The sequence below is a fragment of the Pseudomonas sp. TE3552 genome (genome assembly GCF_056278945.1).
This window is the reverse complement of sequence record NZ_JBWBQJ010000001.1, coordinates 3,220,292-3,236,747: the sequence shown is the minus strand read 5'-3', so window position 1 is coordinate 3,236,747 and position 16,456 is coordinate 3,220,292. Positions and strand designations below refer to the sequence as shown.

Sequence of the window (16,456 nt, the reverse complement as noted above, 5' to 3'; positions counted from 1 at the left end):
CAGGCGCGCATTGCTACGGGAGGGACTCGGCGGCATAATGTAGCCCCTTTTTTCTGCCCCTACATGTGGAAGGTTCCCGTGACTCAGAAGCCCGACCAGTGTCTTGGTGAATGGATCGACCGTGAAGCACTCGCAGAAGCGATGATTCCGCTTATCGGTCAGCTTTACCGCAATAACAATGTGGTGAGCTCGATCTATGGCCGCAGTCTGATCAACCAGTCTGTCATCGCGATCCTCAAAGCTCACCGCTTTGCTCGCCATCGCCAATCCGATGACAGCGAATTGTCCGTCCACGAAACATTCCCGCTGCTCAAGGCAATGAGCGAGCTCAAGCTCGGCGCTGCTTCGGTAGACCTGGGCAAGCTGGCCGTCAAGTTCAAGGCCGAAGGCAATGGCCGTACCGCCGAAGCGTTCGTCCGTGACGAACTGGCTGATGTGGTCGGCAAGCAGAATGGTTCCGGTCGCACTGGCACCGACGTTGTCCTGTACGGCTTCGGTCGTATCGGTCGTCTGCTGGCGCGCATCCTGATCGAGAAAACCGGTGGTGGCGACGGCCTGCGTCTGCGCGCCATCGTTGTCCGCAAGGGCGCCGAGAACGATCTGGTCAAACGTGCCAGCCTGCTGCGTCGCGACTCGGTGCACGGTTCGTTCAACGGCACTATCACCATTGATGAAGCCAACAACACCATCACCGCCAACGGCAACCTGATCCAGGTTATCTACGCGAAGAACCCGACTGAAGTGGATTACACCCAGTACGGCATCAAAAATGCGCTGCTGGTGGACAACACCGGTGTATGGCGTGACGCCGAGGGCCTGGGCCAGCACCTGGCCTGCCCGGGTATCGACCGCGTTGTTCTGACCGCGCCTGGCAAAGGCAAGCTGAAGAACATCGTGCACGGCATCAACCACGGTGAAATCACTGCTGACGACAAGATCGTGTCCGCCGCTTCCTGCACCACCAACGCCATTGTGCCGGTGCTGAAGGCTGTCAACGACAAGTTCGGCATCATCAACGGTCACGTCGAAACCGTTCACTCGTACACCAACGACCAGAACCTGATCGACAACTTCCACAAAGGCGATCGTCGTGGCCGTAGCGCCGCGTTGAACATGGTGATCACCGAGACCGGTGCTGCCACTGCTGCCGCCAAGGCGCTGCCTGAGCTGGCCGGCAAGCTGACCGGTAACGCGATCCGCGTTCCGACGCCGAACGTGTCGATGGCCATTCTCAACCTGAACCTTGAGAAAGCTGCCACCCGTGAAGAGATGAACGAGTACCTGCGCTACATGGCGCTGCACTCCGATCTGCATAAGCAAATCGACTACGTCAATTCGCAGGAAGTGGTTTCCACCGACTTCGTTGGTTCGCGCCACGCAGGCGTTGTGGATGCTGAAGCGACCATCGTTCAGGATAACCGCGTTGTTCTGTACGTCTGGTACGACAACGAGTTCGGTTACAGCTGCCAGGTAGTCCGCGTGATGGAAGACATGGCTGGTGTAAACCCGCCAGCGTTCCCGCGCTAAGCCTTAGCCGCACATGAAAACGCCCCGACCTGGTTGGGGCGTTTTTGTTTGTGCAGTTTGTCAGTGGCAAGTGTGTTGAATGTGCAGGCCTCTTCGCGGGCAAGCCTCGCTCCTACGGGTCGCACAAGCCCTGTAGGAGCGAGGCTTGCCCGCGAAGGCAATCGATCAGGCACCACCAGACACAGCGGCCTGCGCAGTCCGCAGCTCATGACGATTGCCGCGGAACAACACCAAAGTCGCAATCAACCCCAACACCGCCGCACCACTGAGCCAGATCCCGGGCGCAGCCTTGTTGTCCAGCACATGGATCAGGTACGTACAGGCCGCCGGGGTGAAACCGCCAAACGTCGCAGTCGCCAGGCTGTAGGCCAAAGAGAAACCGGTCGTACGAACTTCCACCGGCATGATCTCGGTCAGGGCCACCACCATGGCGCCGTTATACGAGCCATACAGGAACGACAGCCACAATTCTACGATCAGCAGATGGCTGAAGCTCGGATTCGCCACCAGCCACGACAGCGCCGGGTAAGCCGTGAGGATCGCCAGAATCGTCGCTGCCAACAGCAAGGGCTTGCGCCCGATCCTGTCAGACACAGAACCCATCACCGGCAGCCAGAAGAAGTTCGACAGGCCAATACACACTGTCACCAGCAACGCATCCAGATCAGACAACTGCAATTCGGCTTTGCCAAAGGTCGGTGTATACGCGGTGATCAAATAGAACGAGACAGTGGTCATTACTACCAACGCCATGCCCGCGAGGACGATGCCGAAGTTCTGGCCGATCGAGCGGACGATGTCGTGCAGGGTAGGGCGGTGTTTACGCGCCTGGAATTCCGGGGTTTCTTCAAGTGAACGACGGATCACGAAGATCACTGGCACGATCATGCAGCCGATCAGGAACGGCACGCGCCAGCCCCACTCACCCATTTCTTCCGGGCTGAGCCAATGGTTCAAGCCGACGCCCAGCAACCCGGCGAATACCACCGCGGCTTGCTGACTGGCGGACTGCCAACTGACGAAAAAGCCTTTGCGGCCCGGTGTGGATATCTCGGCGAGGTACACCGACACGCCGCCCAGTTCTACGCCCGCCGAGAAGCCTTGCAACAGGCGACCGAACAATACGATCAGCGGCGCCGCGATACCCAGCGTGGCGTAACCCGGCACGCAAGCAATCAGCACCGTGCCGGCGGCCATCATTGCCAATGTGATGATCAGGCCTTTGCGGCGGCCGTGACGGTCGATGTAAGCCCCGAGGAAAATCGCCCCCAACGGACGCATCAGGAAGCCGGCGCCGAACGTGGCCAGGGACAGCATCAGGGACGCGAAAGCGCTATCGGCAGGGAAGAAGGTTTTGGCAATGGCCGTGGCGTAAAAACCGTAGACCATGAAGTCGAACATTTCGAGAAAGTTACCGCTGACAACGCGAAAGATCGCTTTGCCTTTGCTCGTGCTGGAAGACATTTATAGATACTCACTCTGGTCAATCTTGTTTGAAAGCGCTGCACCTGTGGGTGTGAGCAGGCCTCGCTCCCATGCGCTCTGAGGCCCATAATGGCGGGCGCGGTTTTGAGGGGAGATGAAGATTTGTTAACTGGACGGTGGGGCGGACTTGTGGTTTTGGCCGGCATTTTGTCCGGTTGTGGCAACGGTGACAGCCTGGAACGCTTCGACGGCCCGACCATGGGCAGTCGTTATTCCATTCAATACGTAAGGCATGCTTCCACGCCCGGGCCGAAAGCGGTGCAGGCCGAAGTGGAAAATATCCTCGCCGAAGTGGATCGACAATTCTCGACCTATCGCAGCGACTCGGACATCGAGCGCTTCAATAATTTACCCGCCAACCACTGTCAGAAAATGCCCACGCCGATCCTTGAATTGATCCGCGTCGGCGAGCAATTGTCTTCGCAAAGCGAAGGCTCCTACGACCTGACAGTGGAGCCGCTGCTCAATCTCTGGGGATTTGGCCCGCAGGCGCGTGAGGAAAAAGTCCCGAGTGACGAAGCGCTGGCCGAGGTGCAGCAGCGGGTCGGCCATGGCCACTTGCGCATCGACGGCGACCAGTTGTGCAAGGATGCCGCGGTCGAGGTCGACTTCAACAGCATCGCTGCCGGTTACGCGGTCGACACGATTGCCGCCAGACTCGAAGCGCTGGGCATCCACGACTACCTCGCTGAAGCCACCGGTGAACTCAAGGCCGTCGGCAAAAAACTCGACGGTTCTCCATGGCGCATTGCGCTGGAAGAACCTCGTGATGACCAGCAAGTGGCCGAGCGCGTTATCGCCATCGACGGCTACGGCGTATCCACCTCCGGTGACTACCGTAACTATTTCGAGCAGGGCGGTCGGCGTTATTCCCACACCTTCGATGCCCGCACCGGTGCGCCGGTCCTACACGCCCTGGCGTCAGTCACGGTGATTCATCCTTCAGCATTGATGGCCGATGGCTTATCGACGCTGTTGCTGATTCTTGGCCCTGAACGGGGTTGGGACTATGCCCAGACGCATGACATTGCTGCATTCTTTGTGATTCGTGCCGATACAGGTTTTGTCACACGCACCAATCAGGCTTTTGAGCGCCTGGCCGGTGAGAAAACCAAGTGATTGCGGCATCAAAAGCATATTTCGATGGCGTTGTAGTGCAGGCAAAACTAGCCTACGACGCGACCAAGGGTTAATGTGCGCGGCGTTGACGCTTCTATAGACTGTGTCCGGGTTCTGTACCGGCCCCAAATTGTTCCTTCACGCCGCTGACCGGCGTGATTTAGCCGCAGGTGCCGAGGGTGCCGCGGCCTGTTCTGAGGAGTACGCATGGCTGTCTACAACTACGACGTGGTGGTGCTGGGTTCCGGCCCGGCGGGAGAAGGTGCGGCAATGAACGCCGCCAAGGCAGGGCGCAAGGTGGCGATGGTCGATAGCCGTCGCCAGGTCGGCGGCAACTGCACCCACCTGGGTACCATCCCGTCCAAGGCCTTGCGTCACTCGGTCCGGCAGATCATGCAGTTCAACACCAACCCGATGTTCCGGGCCATCGGTGAGCCGCGCTGGTTTTCGTTCCCGGACGTTCTGAAAAGCGCCGAGAAAGTCATCTCCAAACAAGTTGCCTCGCGCACCGGTTACTACGCCCGTAACCGCGTCGACGTGTTCTTCGGCACCGGCAGCTTCGCCGACGAGCAAACCATCGAAGTGGTCTGCGCCAACGGCGTGGTCGAAAAACTGGTGGCCAAGCACATCATCATTGCCACCGGCTCGCGTCCTTATCGTCCGGCGGACATCGATTTCCATCACCCGCGTATCTACGATAGCGACACCATCCTCAGCCTCGGCCACACCCCGCGCAAACTCATCGTTTACGGCGCCGGCGTGATCGGTTGCGAATACGCCTCGATCTTCAGTGGCCTGGGTGTGCTGGTTGAACTGGTGGACAACCGCGGTCAGTTGCTGAGCTTCCTCGACTCGGAAATTTCCCAGGCCCTGAGCTACCACTTCAGCAATAACAACATCACGGTTCGCCACAACGAAGACTACGACCGCGTCGAAGGCGTGGACAACGGCGTGATCCTGCACCTGAAGTCCGGCAAGAAGATCAAGGCCGATGCCTTGCTCTGGTGCAACGGCCGTACCGGCAACACCGACGCGCTCGGTCTGGAAAACATTGGCGTGAAGGTCAACAGCCGTGGCCAGATCGAAGTCGACGAGAACTACCGCACCTGCGTGCCGAACATTTATGGTGCCGGTGACGTGATTGGCTGGCCGAGCCTGGCCAGTGCTGCCCACGACCAGGGCCGTTCGGCCGCTGGCAGCATTGTCGACAATGGCAGCTGGCGCTTCGTCAACGATGTGCCGACCGGCATCTACACCATTCCGGAGATCAGCTCGATCGGCAAGAACGAGCAGGAGCTGACTCAGGCCAAGGTGCCATACGAAGTGGGCAAGGCGTTCTTCAAGGGCATGGCGCGTGCGCAAATTGCCGGTGAACCGCAAGGCATGCTGAAGATCCTGTTCCACCGCGATACGCTGGAAGTGCTGGGCGTTCACTGCTTCGGTTATCAGGCGTCGGAGATCGTGCACATCGGTCAGGCGATCATGAACCAGCCGGGCGAGCAGAACACCCTGAAGTACTTCGTCAACACGACGTTCAACTACCCGACCATGGCTGAAGCCTATCGGGTAGCGGCGTACGATGGCCTCAACCGGCTTTTTTGAGCGGCTCCGGCCGGTGGCCTGAGCCGGCCGGGGAGACCGATTTCAGCAATTCTCGAGCGTGGCAGTGGCCAAACCGGGAAAGTCTGTAATCAGGCTGTCAACGCCGAAGTCGGCGAGCCTGCGCATCAGCGCGGGCTCGTTGACTGTCCACACCGACACATGCAGCCCCTGACGCTGCGCCTTCTGCAGGCGTTCCGGCGTACACAGGGTCCAGTTCAGCGCCAGAATCTCACAGCCATAGTTTTGCGCGACCTTCAATGGGTCTAGCCAGGCGTACTCGGCCACCAGTCCGCGGGACACGTCCGGCACCAGGTCCAGCGCCGCTTTCAACACTTCGCGTGAACTCGAGGTGATCGTGATCTTGTCCCGTATACCAAAACGCTGCGCCATTTCGCGAATCGCCAGCACGGTGGTCGCGGCACGGGTGCGTGAAGCGCTTTTGACTTCCAGCTGCCAGTGATCGAAGTCGCATTTCTCGAACAATTCTTCCAGCGTTGGAATCGGGCAGGGCTTGATCCAGCCCGGGCCACCCTTGCGCGCATCGTAGGTCACCAATTCCGCCGCCGCATGCTCGACCACTTTGCCGCGGCGATCGGTGGTGCGTTTGAGGGTCGGGTCGTGGATGACCATCAACTCGCCGTCCCTGGACAGGTGCAGGTCCAGTTCACAACGACGTACGCCGTGCTTGAGGCATTGCTGAAAGCTGGTCAGGGTGTTTTCCGGTGCTTCGCCTTTGGCGCCGCGATGGCCGTAGATGAGAGTCACGGTTCTTCCTTAATTAAATGCCGGATTCGTTTTGTTCACGCGCCAGGCGTCGTTCTTGTGCCTGTTTTTGAAAGATGTAGCGGGCCAGCAATTGCCGTTGGGCATCGGACAGGTATTCGAACTCGGTGCCGACGTCATAGCCGTCGCCCTTGCGGTCGCAATGGGTGACGCGGGCCCGCAGCAACAGACCGAGGGCTTGTGGCATGAGTACCAGTTTGACCGACAGGTGCGCACCGCTGGCGAGGGGCGTCGGATGCTGAAAGTCGATGCCCCCTTCGGAGATGATCACTGGCTGCGGCTCGCCGATCTGTCCGAGCACGGTCAGGGCGACCACTTGACTCAACAGATCGATGCGTTTGTTCTGGGATTTCAGGAACGCGGCGGTGGTTCGGTCGCGTTCGCTGATCTGGCGCAGCAGGTGTTGCGACTCGAATTCGCTCAGGTGCAGTTCGCTGAGCAGGTTGAACAGCGGGGAAGCATCCTGCAACACTTCCTGGCCTGCGGCTTCGGGAGCAGACAGGGGCCGAATTTCCAGTGCGATCGTGTCCTCGATACGGTAGTATTCGCGGCGATCTTCTTCATCTAATGTCGACATGGCGAACCCATGGTAGCGGCGGTGGTCTGAGTGTAAAGCTGGTTATCGACCCCCGCCACAAGGACGTTCCTTTTCCCTCCGAACAAGCCCCGACATGTTCAGACCTCTCTTCGTATTTATTGGCACGCGTTATACCCGTGCAAAGCGTCGCAATCATTTTGTGTCGTTCATTTCGCTGACCTCGATGATCGGACTCGCCCTTGGCGTGGTCGTGATGATCGTCGTGCTGTCGGTCATGAACGGCTTCGATCATGAGATGCGCACCCGCGTGCTGGGCATGGTGCCCCACGCGACCATCGAGTCCGGTGAGCCGATCAGCGACTGGCAAAGCCTGGCCGCCAAGGTCAAGCAGAACCCGCAGGTGACGGCGGTGGCGCCGTTCGTTCAGATGCAGGGCCTGCTGACCAACAACGGCAAGGTTTCCAAAGTGCTGCTCAATGGCATCGACCCTGCGCAAGAGCGCCAGGTGTCGATCATCGATAACTTCATGCAGCAGGGCAAACTCGATGACCTGGCGCCGGGCAGTTTCGGCATCGTCATCGGCGACAAGGCCGCGGCCAAGCTCGGTGCGGCGGTCGGTGACAAGCTGACGTTTGTTGCGCCGGAAGTCACCGTGACCCCGGCCGGGATGTTCCCTCGCATGAAACGCTTCACTGTGGTCGGCATCTTTCATGTCGGTGCCGGTGAGATCGACGGCTATCTGGGCGTCACCAATCTGCAGGATCTGGCGAAATTGCATCGCTGGAAGCCGGATCAGGTCCAGGGCCTGCGGCTGAAGTTCGACGACCTGTTCCAGGCCCCTCGCACCGCGTGGACCATCGCCCAGCAGCTCGGCGAAGAGCAGTATTACGCCCGCGACTGGACCCGCACCCACGGCAATCTGTATCAGGCTATCCGCATGGAAAAAGCCATGATCGGCCTGCTGTTGCTGCTGATCGTCGCCGTCGCTGCGTTCAACATCATTTCCACGCTGGTGATGGTGGTGAACGACAAGAGGGGCGACATCGCGATTTTGCGTACCCTCGGCGCTACGCCGGGATCGATCATGGCGACGTTCATGGTCCAGGGCACGGTCATTGGTGTGGTCGGTACGCTGATCGGCGCTGTGGTCGGGATCTTCGCCGCGCTGAACGTCAGCGCCGCAATCTCGGCCCCTCGAAGGGCTCATCGGCCACAAGTTCCTCAACGCCGACGTGTACTTCATCGATTACCTGCCGTCGCAAGTGCAGAGCCAGGACGTGTTGATGGTCTGCGCCGCCGCGTTGGTTCTGAGTTTCCTCGCCACCCTGTATCCAGCCTGGCGTGCCGCGCGCACCCAGCCTGCGGAGGCGCTACGTTATGAGTGAGTCTGGCATGAGTGATAAAGCAATCTTGAGCTGCCGCAACCTGGGCAAATCCTATGTGGAAGGCCCGGAATCGGTAGAGGTTCTGGCCGGTCTGCAACTGGAGCTGCATCCCGGTGAGCGGGTGGCGATCGTCGGTACGTCGGGTTCGGGCAAAAGTACCTTGCTCAACCTGCTGGGCGGCCTCGATACACCGACCAAGGGCAGTGTCTGGCTGGCCGGTGAAGAGCTGTCGGCGCTGAACGAAAAGGCTCGCGGTTTGCTGCGCAATCGGTCGCTGGGTTTCGTTTACCAGTTTCACCACTTGCTGCCTGAGTTCACCGCGCTGGAAAACGTCTGCATGCCGCTGTTGATCGGTAAAACCGCGATCCCGGAAGCGCGCCAGCGTGCAACGGCCTTGCTGGAGCGGGTTGGGCTGGGCCATCGCCTGGAGCACAAACCGGCGGAATTGTCCGGTGGCGAACGCCAGCGTGTGGCCATCGCCCGCGCTCTGGTGAACAAGCCGGGCCTGGTGATGCTCGACGAGCCGACCGGCAATCTCGACTCCCACACCGCCCAGGGCATTCAGGATTTGATGCTGGAACTCAGCACCTCGATGCGCACGGCGTTCCTGGTGGTGACCCACGACATGAACCTGGCTCGCCAGATGGATCGCGTCCTGCATTTGCAGGAAGGTTTCCTGACACCCATCTGATTGGCTGAAACCCGGCGCCCTGAACAGGGCGTCGGGTCTTTTATTTTTATACGGTGCCCCAGCGAATGTTCAGACCGTTATCGATCTTTATCGGCACGCGCTATACCCGCGCCAAGCGCCGCAATCGCTTTGTTTCCTTCATCTCGATGACCTCGATGATCGGCCTCGCCCTGGGCGTGCTGGCGATGATCGTGGTGTTGTCGGTGATGAACGGCTTCCAGCGCGAAATGAGCTCGCGCATCCTCGGCATGGTGCCCCACGCGACCATCGTCGGCGCGAACCCTATCGACGATTGGCAGCCGGTGGCCGCCGCGGCAATGAAGAATCCAGAAGTGACGGCGGCGGTGCCGCTTACCGAGATGGAAGGCATGCTGTCCTACAAGGGCACGATGCAGCCGATCCAGGTCAGCGGTGTCGACCCGGCGCTGGAAGGCAAGGTGTCGATTGTTGCCAAACACATCGTTCAGGGGCGTCTCGACGCCTTGAAGCCGGGCGAGTTTGGCGTGGTCTTGGGTGAAATCACCGCGCGGCGTTTTCGCTTGAACGTCGGCGACAAAATCACCCTGATCGTGCCGGAAGTCAGTACTGCTCCGGGTGGCATCACCCCGCGCATGCAGCGGCTGAACGTGGTGGGGGTGTTCAAGGTCGGCGCCGAACTGGACGGTTCTATGGCGCTGATCCACGTCGCCGATGCCGCGCAGATGCAGCACTGGCAGCCGAATCAGGTGCAGAGCGTGCGCCTGGCGGTGAAGGATCTGTACGCCGCGCCGCAAGTGTCGAGCGATATCGCGACCGGTTTGGGTGCCGCTTACAAGGCTGACGACTGGACCCACACCCAGGGCAGCCTGTTCAGCGCGATGAAGATGGAAAAAACCATGATCGGCCTGCTGTTGCTGATGATCGTCGCCGTGGCGGCGTTCAACATCATCGCCACCCTGATCATGGTGGTGAACGACAAGGGCGCGGACATCGCGATCCTGCGTACCATTGGCGCCACGCCGCGGCAGATCATGGCAATCTTCATGGTCCAGGGCACGGTGATCGGGATTGTCGGCACCTTGATTGGCGGCGTGCTGGGCGTGATCGCGGCGCTGAACGTCAGTGAGCTGGTGGGCTGGATGGAGCGGGTGAGCGGGCAGCACATCTTCAGTTCCGATGTGTATTTTGTCAGTAACTTGCCGTCCGAATTGCAAGGGACGGATGTGTTATTGATTTGTTCCGCCGGTTTCATCATGAGTTTTTTGGCGACGGTGTACCCGGCGTGGCGGGCGGCGAAAGTCGAGCCGGCTACCGCATTGCGGTATTCGTAAGCCTGTAGACTGCTATCGCGGGCTTGCCCGCGAAGGGGCCGGCCCTGCTGGCCTCAATCCTTCGGCAACTCAATCACAAACCGCGTCCACCCCTTATCCGATTCGCAACGAATCTGCCCGCCGTGGGCGCGGATGATCGACTGGGTAATCGCCAGCCCCAACCCCGCATGCTCACTGCTACCTTCACGACGCGCAGGGTCTGCCCGGTAGAAGCGGTCAAACAAACGCGGCAACAAGTCTTCGGAAATCCCGTCCCCATTGTTTTCAACAATCAGGCTCAAGCCGTTCGGCTGCTCGACAATCTTCACCCGCACCTCGCCATTGGCCGGGGTAAACCGCAATGCATTGTCCAGCAAATTGGACAGTGCCCGGCGCAACATGCTGCGGTCGCCCTGCAGGCTTGCATGACCGTCCCGACTCAACTTCACTTGAGCGTCCTCGGCCAGCGGCGCAAAAAACTCCAGTAGCACATCCGTTTCTTCCGCCAGTTCCAGCGGTTCGCGCTTGGGCATCAGCAAACCGTGGTCAGCCTTGGCCAGGTACAACATGTCGTTGACCAGTTGCGCCATCCATTGCAGTTCTTCGAGGTTGCTGTGCAGCGCTTCGCGGTAATCCTCGATGGGGCGAGGGCGGGTGAGGGTGACCTGGGTATGGGTCAGCAGGTTCGACAGCGGTGTGCGCAGTTCATGGGCGATATCGGCGGAAAACGCCGAGAGCCGCTGAAAAGAGTCATCGAGGCGTCCGAGCATGGCGTTGAAGCTGTGGGCCATTTCCGCGAGCTCCGACGGCATGTCTGCTTCTGGCAGGCGGGCATTGAGTGATTGCGCCGAAACGCCGCTGGCGACCGCACTCATGCGTCGCAACGGGCGCAACCCACTGCGCGCCGCCCAGGCACCGAGCAGGGCGGTGGCCAGCGCCGACAATCCGACCGTCAGCCAGATCAGGTGCTGCATACGCTGCAGAAAGTGTTGGTGATGGGTGATGTCCAGCAGCAGCGTCAGTTGCGGTGAGTCGGGTTTGTCGAGGAACAGCGGCGCATTCAGGACGCGGTAGTCGGTGCCGTCATCGCTCACCGTGGACAGGCCTGGCTGGCGCGGCAGATCTTTGGGTAAGCGGGCCGAGCTGTCGTACAACCGTTGGCCGTCACTGCCGGTGATTTGCAGCGAGAGATCGGCTTGTCGGCTCAATTCATCGGCCAGCCTGGCCTCGGTTTCGCTGGGCCGAATGTCATCCAGCGCCCGGCGCAGACCAATCAGTTTGCCGTCGAGCAACTGCTGATCCAGCTCGACAAAGTGCGCCTCGCTGGCGCGGCTGAACAACACTCCGGCAAACAACGACACCACGGCGGTGCAGGCCGCAAACAGCAGTGCCAGGCGGCTACTCAATGAAAGTCGGCGCATCAGGCAGGACGCTCTTCAAGGACGTAACCCATGCCGCGCACGGTGTGGATCAATTTATTCGGGAAATCGTCGTCGATCTTCAGGCGCAAGCGACGGATTGCCACCTCGATGACGTTAGTGTCGCTGTCGAAATTCATGTCCCACACTTGGGAAGCGATCAGCGACTTGGGCAGCACTTCGCCCTGGCGCCGCAGGAGCATTTCCAGCAGGGCGAATTCCTTGGCGGTGAGGTCGATGCGTTGACCGTTGCGCTCGACCCGGCGACGGATCAGGTCCAGGCGCAAGTCGGCCAGTTGCAGGCTGGTTTCTTGAGGCGTGGTACTGCCGCGGCGCAGCAGGCTGCGAACCCGGGCCAGCAGTTCGGAGAAGGCGAAAGGCTTGACCAGATAGTCGTCGGCGCCCAGTTCGAGGCCGTGAACCCGGTCCTCCACAGCGTCTCGGGCTGTAAGAAACAGTACCGGCGTGTCCAGGCCAGCGCCGCGTACCGCTTGCAGAATCTGCCAGCCATCGCGACCGGGCAGCATCACATCGAGAATCAACAGGGCGTAATCGCCGCTCAAGGCCAGTTGCTGACCGGTGCTGCCGTCGGCCACCAGTTCGGTGTTGAAACCGGCCTCGGTCAGGCCCTGGCGCAGGTAGTGGCCGGTTTTTGGTTGGTCTTCGACAATCAGCAGTTTCATGGGCGGCTCGGGGCAGTTGGTACAGGTGCGTTATACCGTGGGTGATGCCAGTGCAGGAGAACCTGACAAAGTTGTAATCTGCTTGTCAGGTGGGTGGCAGTACCTGCGGGTTAGAGTTTCCCACAAGCTGAACCTCATCTTGTTGGAGTACGACTATGTTTTTGCGAAATCGTCTGGTACTGGCCGCTTGCTTGCTGACACTGAGTGTAGGGCTTGAGGCCTCGCCGGCGCAGACCTACGACTTCGGTCAACCGGCCCCGGCCGCCCAGGCTACCCGTAGCGTTGAAGTGGTAATGGGCGATATGTCGTTCGATCCGAAAGCCATCGAGATCAAGGCCGGTGAGACCATTCGCTTTGTACTGGTGAATAAAGGCCAGTTGCTGCATGAATTCAACCTCGGCGATGCAGCGATGCATGCCAGGCATCAGCAGGAAATGCTCCAGATGCAACAAAGCGGCATGCTGATGCCTACAGGCATGAAGGCCATGGACCACGGCTCTATGGCCGCAATGGACCATGCTTCTGAAGGGCATGGTATGAAGCACGATGACCCGAACAGTGTGCTGGTGGAGCCTGGCAAAACCGTCGAACTGACCTGGACCTTCACCAAAGCCACCAACCTGGAATTTGCCTGCAATGTTCCCGGTCACTATCAGGCCGGTATGGTCGGCAAACTGACAGTCAGTCAGTAAGCACTCAAAGGCGGGAGCAAAGGCTGGTAGAATCCGCTGATTCTTCAGTCAGGTTTCCGCCATGCATCCCGCAGCCGAACACTCGCCGCTGGGCAAATCCAGCGAATACATCGCCACCTACACGCCGTCGTTGCTGTTTCCGATCCCGCGCACCGCGAAATGGGCCGAGCTTGGCCTGACCGCGCAAACCCTGCCGTACAAGGGCGTGGACTTCTGGAATTGCTTCGAGCTGTCGTGGCTGTTGCCGTCCGGCAAGCCCGTGGTGGCGATTGGCGAATTCAGTATCCCGGCGGACTCGCCGAATATCATCGAGTCGAAGTCCTTCAAGCTGTACCTCAACTCGCTGAACCAAACTGCGTTTGCCGATACCGCGAGCCTTGAAGCGACGCTGGTCAAAGACCTCTCGGCGGCTGCCGGTAAACCGGTGGGCGTGCGCATTCGCAGTCTGAAAGACGTAGAGGCAGAAGGCGTCGTGGCGTTGCCGGGTGTGTGCATCGATGAGCTGGACATCAGCGTCAGCAATTATGAGCATCCGCGTCCGGAACTGCTGCGTTGTGATGATTCGCGCATTGTTGAAGAGCGCGTGCACAGCCATTTGCTCAAATCCAACTGCCCGGTCACCAGCCAGCCGGACTGGGGCAGTGTAGCGGTGGAGTATCGTGGCGCGGCGCTGGATCACGCGAGTTTGCTGGAGTACATCGTGAGTTTCCGTCAGCACTCGGATTTTCATGAGCAGTGCGTGGAGCGGATTTTCCTCGACCTGCAGCGGCTGCTGAAACCGGAGAAATTGACGGTGTACGCGCGGTATGTGCGGCGTGGTGGGTTGGACATCAACCCGTATCGCAGCACTGAAGAAGTGCAACTGCCGAACCATCGCCTGGTTCGTCAATAAAGAACCAAGGTGGGAGCAGGTTCGCTTCCACAGGGGTTGCATTTGCAAATCCCGGATATGAAAAAGCCCCGCTATCGATAGCGGGGCTTTTTTGCATCTGGTGGGTTCAGATCCCCATGTTGCCCAAGGCTTGCACGATGTTGCGCAAGGTGCCGGCAAGGGTGGGATGTTCAAGTTCGAAGCGCTCGACGGCAAGATTCACATTGTCGGCGAGGTTGGTGTCCTGGGTTTTGGTTTCCAGCTCAAGCTCGAGTTCGATTTGTTGCATCAGCGCGTGCAGGTCTTCGCGCTCGGCTTCGGTCAGCGGTGGATTCTGTTCCAATTGCTCGCGCAGTTTATTGAGCTGTTCTTGCAGTTCGCGGGCGGGCATGGGCGTTCTTCCTTTTATCGGTAGGCACTGGCATAGACCGCGGCAGCGCGCCAAAGGTCTATGGCTGACCTTTAGATTAATCCACTCCCGGGCAACCTGCATGATCTCGATCAGGGCTTTTCGCCCTTGAGTCGACGCAGGCTGATATCGGCCAGGCAAGTGTCGAGTTCACCCAGATGATCAATCACCGAATGCACGCCCAGGCCAAACAACTGCATCGTCGCCTTGCCGCGCAGGTGTTCCCGTTCCTTTTGGCTCAAGGCCTGCCATTCGCTCGGCGGCAGCCCGCACAGCGAGCCGCAGGACGCCAGGCCTATGGTCCACAACCCGGCATTCAGGCCCGATTGCAGAAGACGCGGTTCGCCGCTGACCAGCACACAGCCATCCAGACACTCGACATTCAGCGCCATCAAGGCTTGCCAGCAAGCATTTGGGGCCGGCCACGGATTGATTGTTTCCGAGTGTTGCGAAGGTTTGATCCACGCCGGGAGTGCCGCGGCCAGAGAGTGGCTGAGGGCAGGGGGTAGTTCATCGAGCCAGGCGCAGGGAATCTGTTGGCGCTGCAAGCTGGACAGGCTATCCAGGGCGCCGGGCGTAACTTCGGTATACTCGGCAGAAACAGCGTCGTGCTGGCGCGTGCGGGCGCCGAAATCCACCAGGCAACCACTGAGGCCGAACAGCACGGCGGTCAGACTCGGTACGGCAAGGGGCGAGGCTTCGGCATGCGGCATGGAAACGTCCCTGAAATAGCGACAAGGCTATTCGTGGACGGTGACAGTTGAGTGACACTGATGTGGATCGCTCACCATCGCGCACGATGCTGCCTAAACCGGATTTTCCGTCATATACTAGCGGCTTTTGCGCCAGGGCCATGCTCTCGCGCCAGTAAATCCAAGGAGTTTCTCTATGCGCTGGAGCAATCGACTCGCTCAGCTTTGTGTATGTGCCGGCGTATTGCTGGTTCCGTTCGCGGCGCAGGCTGCCACGGAAGAAGATCCTTGGGAAAGCATCAACCGCCCGATCTACAAGTTCAACGATTTTGTCGACACCTACGCACTGAAACCCTTGGCTCAGGGCTACCAGTTCGTCACGCCGCAGTTTCTGGAAGACGGCATCCACAACATGTTCCGCAACGTCGGCGACGTGACCAACCTTGCCAACGATGTGTTGCAGGCCAAGCCCGCTGCAGCTGGCGTCGACACCGCACGCTTGATTTTCAACACCACCTTCGGCTTGTTGGGCTTCTTCGACGTAGGCACCCAAATGGGCTTGCACCGCAACGACGAAGACTTCGGCCAGACCCTCGGTTACTGGGGCGTGGGCAGCGGTCCGTACGTGATGCTGCCACTGCTGGGCCCAAGCACCTTGCGTGATGCGCCTTCCAAGTATGTTGACGGCTACACCGGTCCGTACCGCTATATCAACGACGTGCCGGTGCGTAACTCGATCTTCGGCCTGAACATCGTTGACACCCGCGCCAGCCTGCTGTCGGCCGAGAAACTGGTCACTGGCGACAAATACACCTTTATTCGCAACGCATACCTGCAAAATCGCGAATTCAGAGTCAAGGACGGTAAGGTCGAAGACGATTTTTAATCTCGACCGGTAAAACGAAAGAAGGCGGCCATTTGGCCGCCTTCTTTCGTTTGGCTCGCAGGTTAAATCGGGCTATTTCATCTTCAGGATTGTAAGCCCGAGTTTCTGGCTGCCACCGTCCAGTTCTTTCACCCACACCACCTCGGTGTCGGCCTCAAGGCCTTTCAATGCCGCGTGGTCGGAGTCGATCCGTACGCTGAGCCTGTCACCGACCTTGAACAAGCGGGGCGCTTCAACCTGCATGCCACTGCTGGAAAGGTCAATGCAAACGGCTGGGACCTCGTCGCCTTCATGGATTAGCGATACATCGGCATCGACCCGCATGCGGATGAAATCGCGCTTTTCGCTGTAGTCCCGATCGCTTTGGCTCATGGGCTCGATCCTTC

16 protein-coding genes and 1 pseudogene are annotated in these 16,456 nt (G+C 59.5%); 9 read left to right on the top strand and 8 right to left on the bottom strand.

All coding sequences use genetic code 11. The annotated features are described in order from the left end of the window. The first annotated feature begins 63 nt into the window (after positions 1–63). On the top strand, positions 64–1,527 hold the full coding sequence (locus ACZ9BB_RS14460; protein WP_123720883.1) for a glyceraldehyde-3-phosphate dehydrogenase: 1,464 nt from the start codon (positions 64–66) through the stop codon (positions 1,525–1,527). A gap of 165 nt (positions 1,528–1,692) precedes the next feature. On the opposite strand, the gene tcuC is transcribed toward ACZ9BB_RS14460, so the two are convergent. Then, positions 1,693–2,991: a tricarballylate/proton symporter TcuC gene (gene tcuC, locus ACZ9BB_RS14455; RefSeq protein WP_476214359.1), complete on the bottom strand. Its 1,299-nt coding sequence runs from the start codon at positions 2,989–2,991 to the stop codon at positions 1,693–1,695. Between the two features lie 90 nt (positions 2,992–3,081). Between tcuC and ACZ9BB_RS14450 the strand changes: the two genes are divergently transcribed. Continuing rightward, complete coding sequence (locus ACZ9BB_RS14450; RefSeq protein WP_476214358.1) at positions 3,082–4,131, top strand: FAD:protein FMN transferase; 1,050 nt, start codon at positions 3,082–3,084, stop codon at positions 4,129–4,131. Between the two features lie 207 nt (positions 4,132–4,338). After that, on the top strand, positions 4,339–5,733 hold the full coding sequence (gene sthA / locus ACZ9BB_RS14445) for a Si-specific NAD(P)(+) transhydrogenase (RefSeq protein ID WP_105346766.1): 1,395 nt from the start codon (positions 4,339–4,341) through the stop codon (positions 5,731–5,733). 42 nt (positions 5,734–5,775) lie between these two features. Here sthA and ACZ9BB_RS14440 read toward each other — a convergent pair whose 3' ends face one another. Together ACZ9BB_RS14440 and ACZ9BB_RS14435 are read right to left on the bottom strand one after the other, a co-directional pair. Then, a complete protein-coding gene (locus ACZ9BB_RS14440) occupies positions 5,776–6,498 on the bottom strand; it encodes a glycerophosphodiester phosphodiesterase (RefSeq protein ID WP_476214357.1) in 723 nt (240 codons plus the stop codon). Between the two features lie 13 nt (positions 6,499–6,511). Continuing rightward, complete coding sequence (locus ACZ9BB_RS14435; protein WP_476214356.1) at positions 6,512–7,093, bottom strand: PilZ domain-containing protein; 582 nt, start codon at positions 7,091–7,093, stop codon at positions 6,512–6,514. A gap of 94 nt (positions 7,094–7,187) precedes the next feature. On the opposite strand from ACZ9BB_RS14435, the pseudogene ACZ9BB_RS14430 reads away from it, so the two are divergent. The 3 genes and pseudogenes from ACZ9BB_RS14430 (at position 7,188) to ACZ9BB_RS14420 (ending at position 10,440) form a co-directional block, all read left to right on the top strand. Continuing rightward, a pseudogene (locus ACZ9BB_RS14430) lies at positions 7,188–8,439 on the top strand (lipoprotein-releasing ABC transporter permease subunit). Between the two features lie 7 nt (positions 8,440–8,446). Beyond that, a complete protein-coding gene (gene lolD / locus ACZ9BB_RS14425) occupies positions 8,447–9,130 on the top strand; it encodes a lipoprotein-releasing ABC transporter ATP-binding protein LolD (RefSeq protein ID WP_476214354.1) in 684 nt (227 codons plus the stop codon). Positions 9,131–9,195: 65 nt separating this feature from the next. Then, complete coding sequence (locus ACZ9BB_RS14420; RefSeq protein WP_476214353.1) at positions 9,196–10,440, top strand: lipoprotein-releasing ABC transporter permease subunit; 1,245 nt, start codon at positions 9,196–9,198, stop codon at positions 10,438–10,440. A gap of 53 nt (positions 10,441–10,493) precedes the next feature. Here ACZ9BB_RS14420 and ACZ9BB_RS14415 read toward each other — a convergent pair whose 3' ends face one another. Further along, positions 10,494–11,840, bottom strand: coding sequence for a heavy metal sensor histidine kinase (locus ACZ9BB_RS14415; protein WP_476214352.1), 1,347 nt, complete (start codon positions 11,838–11,840; stop codon positions 10,494–10,496). Further along, entirely contained in the window at positions 11,840–12,520 is a 681-nt protein-coding gene (locus tag ACZ9BB_RS14410; RefSeq protein ID WP_447789135.1) for a heavy metal response regulator transcription factor, read from the bottom strand. The genes ACZ9BB_RS14415 and ACZ9BB_RS14410 overlap by 1 nt, the downstream gene beginning before the upstream one ends. A gap of 155 nt (positions 12,521–12,675) precedes the next feature. Between ACZ9BB_RS14410 and copI the strand changes: the two genes are divergently transcribed. Together copI and queF are read left to right on the top strand one after the other, a co-directional pair. Then, positions 12,676–13,212, top strand: coding sequence for a copper-resistant cuproprotein CopI (gene copI / locus ACZ9BB_RS14405; RefSeq protein WP_476214351.1), 537 nt, complete (start codon positions 12,676–12,678; stop codon positions 13,210–13,212). Between the two features lie 61 nt (positions 13,213–13,273). Further along, positions 13,274–14,104: an NADPH-dependent 7-cyano-7-deazaguanine reductase QueF gene (queF, locus tag ACZ9BB_RS14400; protein ID WP_476214350.1), complete on the top strand. Its 831-nt coding sequence runs from the start codon at positions 13,274–13,276 to the stop codon at positions 14,102–14,104. A 106-nt stretch (positions 14,105–14,210) separates the two neighbouring features. On the opposite strand, the gene ACZ9BB_RS14395 is transcribed toward queF, so the two are convergent. Together ACZ9BB_RS14395 and ACZ9BB_RS14390 are read right to left on the bottom strand one after the other, a co-directional pair. Then, positions 14,211–14,474: a DUF4404 family protein gene (locus tag ACZ9BB_RS14395; protein WP_413697203.1), complete on the bottom strand. Its 264-nt coding sequence runs from the start codon at positions 14,472–14,474 to the stop codon at positions 14,211–14,213. Positions 14,475–14,584: 110 nt separating this feature from the next. Then, positions 14,585–15,205, bottom strand: coding sequence for an HAD family phosphatase (locus tag ACZ9BB_RS14390; RefSeq protein WP_476214349.1), 621 nt, complete (start codon positions 15,203–15,205; stop codon positions 14,585–14,587). A gap of 175 nt (positions 15,206–15,380) precedes the next feature. Between ACZ9BB_RS14390 and ACZ9BB_RS14385 the strand changes: the two genes are divergently transcribed. Further along, positions 15,381–16,070: an MlaA family lipoprotein gene (locus tag ACZ9BB_RS14385; protein ID WP_476214348.1), complete on the top strand. Its 690-nt coding sequence runs from the start codon at positions 15,381–15,383 to the stop codon at positions 16,068–16,070. A gap of 72 nt (positions 16,071–16,142) precedes the next feature. Here ACZ9BB_RS14385 and ACZ9BB_RS14380 read toward each other — a convergent pair whose 3' ends face one another. Next, entirely contained in the window at positions 16,143–16,442 is a 300-nt protein-coding gene (locus ACZ9BB_RS14380; protein WP_476214347.1) for a PilZ domain-containing protein, read from the bottom strand. Positions 16,443–16,456: the final 14 nt, after the last annotated feature.

What these genes read in the sequence shown, in the direction of transcription:
- ACZ9BB_RS14460 (WP_123720883.1), top strand. Translation starts at nt 64, where the DNA reads ATGTGGAAGGTTCCCGTGACTCAGAAGCCCGACCAGTGTCTTGGTGAA.
- tcuC (WP_476214359.1), bottom strand. Translation starts at nt 2,991, where the DNA reads ATGTCTTCCAGCACGAGCAAAGGCAAAGCGATCTTTCGCGTTGTCAGC.
- ACZ9BB_RS14450 (WP_476214358.1), top strand. Translation starts at nt 3,082, where the DNA reads ATGGCGGGCGCGGTTTTGAGGGGAGATGAAGATTTGTTAACTGGACGG.
- sthA (WP_105346766.1), top strand. Translation starts at nt 4,339, where the DNA reads ATGGCTGTCTACAACTACGACGTGGTGGTGCTGGGTTCCGGCCCGGCG.
- ACZ9BB_RS14435 (WP_476214356.1), bottom strand. Translation starts at nt 7,093, where the DNA reads ATGTCGACATTAGATGAAGAAGATCGCCGCGAATACTACCGTATCGAG.
- lolD (WP_476214354.1), top strand. Translation starts at nt 8,447, where the DNA reads ATGAGTGATAAAGCAATCTTGAGCTGCCGCAACCTGGGCAAATCCTAT.
- ACZ9BB_RS14420 (WP_476214353.1), top strand. Translation starts at nt 9,196, where the DNA reads ATGTTCAGACCGTTATCGATCTTTATCGGCACGCGCTATACCCGCGCC.
- ACZ9BB_RS14415 (WP_476214352.1), bottom strand. Translation starts at nt 11,840, where the DNA reads ATGCGCCGACTTTCATTGAGTAGCCGCCTGGCACTGCTGTTTGCGGCC.
- ACZ9BB_RS14410 (WP_447789135.1), bottom strand. Translation starts at nt 12,520, where the DNA reads ATGAAACTGCTGATTGTCGAAGACCAACCAAAAACCGGCCACTACCTG.
- copI (WP_476214351.1), top strand. Translation starts at nt 12,676, where the DNA reads ATGTTTTTGCGAAATCGTCTGGTACTGGCCGCTTGCTTGCTGACACTG.
- queF (WP_476214350.1), top strand. Translation starts at nt 13,274, where the DNA reads ATGCATCCCGCAGCCGAACACTCGCCGCTGGGCAAATCCAGCGAATAC.
- ACZ9BB_RS14395 (WP_413697203.1), bottom strand. Translation starts at nt 14,474, where the DNA reads ATGCCCGCCCGCGAACTGCAAGAACAGCTCAATAAACTGCGCGAGCAA.
- ACZ9BB_RS14390 (WP_476214349.1), bottom strand. Translation starts at nt 15,205, where the DNA reads ATGCCGCATGCCGAAGCCTCGCCCCTTGCCGTACCGAGTCTGACCGCC.
- ACZ9BB_RS14385 (WP_476214348.1), top strand. Translation starts at nt 15,381, where the DNA reads ATGCGCTGGAGCAATCGACTCGCTCAGCTTTGTGTATGTGCCGGCGTA.
- ACZ9BB_RS14380 (WP_476214347.1), bottom strand. Translation starts at nt 16,442, where the DNA reads ATGAGCCAAAGCGATCGGGACTACAGCGAAAAGCGCGATTTCATCCGC.